Raw genomic sequence first — 1,882 nt, 5'->3', positions numbered from 1 at the left:
TTTGTTTGCCTTGCCATTCTGGCTGAATATTTCGGTGCATGATGGGATACTTGATATTGTGAACATTTTGTTGGATTGGAAGAGAATTCTATTTAAAGCAAGAGTTTACCAATAAAATATTAGTAAACTCTTATTTTATTCAATTCTAACATAGATAGAAAGAGTTATTTTAATCTTTGCTCGCTAGAATTTCAGCTCCTTCGGGTAATATTTCTTTCAGTTCAGCCTTTGTGAATAAACCTTGCGCTTCAGGATTTCCTCTTAAAGCTTCAGGATATTGCCTCAAGAAATTTCTATCAGCTTCTTCTTGTGTCACGTTCGGTGGCCAACAATCATTCTGAGCTTTAAATAATAAATCATTTCCTGAGCGCTTCCCAGATAGATATACTTCAAAATCTGTAGCGTTTATCTCAAATACTCGTCTCACAGATGCAATACCAAGTTCAAAAAACGTATAGTATCTTCCATTGTGCTCCCGAATATACAGATTGTCTGGCGTATGAACCGCCTTAAACTTCTCATATTCTTCCCATGTTATTTTAGTCAAACTCATTTTAATCGCCTCCTAATTTTCTAATTGTAAATTCTCCCCACGGAACTTCGTCAATGACTGCTTCTGACATATTTCCTGGGAAGGTTTGTCCTCCTGGTTTCCAAAAGCCATCAAAAACAGCTTCTTCATTTTCGCTTGAAATTCTTGTGTTTTGAACTGAAATAACAACAGATTTATACTAATTATTAATGCTCTTTTTCGAACCATAAAGTGTATAGCGGACTGATTTTCTCAAATAATTCCTTTTCGTATTGATATCTATTCTCTTGTACTTTCTCAACTATTTGACTAACTTTCTCAAATTCATTATTTTTAATCAATTTGTCAATTAAATCTACATCTTTTTCATCAATCTTTTGCGAGGAAACATTCTTAATGATTATCTTTAAAATTTGATAAGTCACCTCATTATCATCTAATTTAGAAATCTCGGATGTTATTTTTCCTCTCTCAGTAAAAACTAGATTATACCTTCCATTTCTATCCTCTATTATAGAAATTCCCTCCGGAAAGTAGGGAGGTTGTTCAGAAAAATGAATTCCAAATTCACCTAATTTTATGTTTCCAATTTTTGAAACTTCGGATTCAATTTTGTTTTTTAATTTTATTAGCATTTAATTATTCCTATTTCAATTTAAGTAGAAAATTCCCTTTTTCTAATTCATCAATTGTTAAATATGTATAATATTGAATTCCCATACCAGGTTCATCAAACCAAGGGGCAACTAATCCTTCTTTTGTTGGTATTTCTTTTAGAACAATGTAGTCTGAATTCGGTTGGAGTTTCATAAAAGGAGGTAAGGCTTTCTCACCAAATGTTGCTCCTTCAGGAGAGAAATACCTTCCCGTTGGATTAGAACCAATTCTGTTTATTCGAGTTCCAGGCAATATAACAGATTCTTTGTATTCGCCATTCAAAAATCCATGTTTATATATACTTCCATCAACTCTACCCATGGAACTCTCGGGACTTCCTGGATAAATTGTATTCCCTGTTAGCTGATTAAAATAATCCGGATTATCATATACATTTTTATTTTTAAGGTAAAATTCTGGCTCAGGTGGATATGACCAATTTCTTAATTTGACTCTATCAGATGGTTCGATACCTGCCTCCGCATATTTGTGCCATTGAAGATATCTCTGACGGTCCATCGGTTCCATACTCATCAAGGTTTTCTGGAATTTCTCCTTCGCAACATACTGTTTAAACTTCGAACTCTCCCTCGCAAGTCTACTTTCTTCTATATTTTTCAGGATTTGTTCTTTGTTATACTTCGGTGTTTCGACATTGTGGACACCTTTCAACTTCGGAAGTTCCCGACTAAC

3 protein-coding genes are annotated in these 1,882 nt (G+C 33.9%); all 3 read right to left on the bottom strand.

All coding sequences use genetic code 11. The features are described 5' to 3' along the window. Positions 1 to 169: 169 nt before the first annotated feature. Positions 170 to 553, bottom strand: a complete 384-nt coding sequence (locus tag KUA57_RS09415; protein ID WP_218494150.1) for a hypothetical protein — start codon at positions 551 to 553, stop codon at positions 170 to 172. Positions 554 to 738: 185 nt separating this feature from the next. After that, on the bottom strand, positions 739 to 1,167 hold the full coding sequence (locus tag KUA57_RS09410) for an Imm63 family immunity protein (RefSeq protein ID WP_049510011.1): 429 nt from the start codon (positions 1,165 to 1,167) through the stop codon (positions 739 to 741). A gap of 10 nt (positions 1,168 to 1,177) precedes the next feature. After that, the coding region (locus KUA57_RS09405) for a TNT domain-containing protein (protein WP_218494149.1) at positions 1,178 to 1,882 on the bottom strand (705 nt) is incomplete at its 5' end.

The sequence above is a fragment of the Streptococcus vulneris genome (genome assembly GCF_019218685.1).
Taxonomy (GTDB): domain Bacteria; phylum Bacillota; class Bacilli; order Lactobacillales; family Streptococcaceae; genus Streptococcus; species Streptococcus vulneris.
This window is presented reverse-complemented; position numbering and strand designations above follow the sequence as displayed.

Coding starts and splice junctions, on each gene's coding strand:
- KUA57_RS09410 (WP_049510011.1), bottom strand. CDS start 1,167: ATGCTAATAAAATTAAAAAACAAAATTGAATCCGAAGTTTCAAAAATT.
- KUA57_RS09415 (WP_218494150.1), bottom strand. CDS start 553: ATGAGTTTGACTAAAATAACATGGGAAGAATATGAGAAGTTTAAGGCG.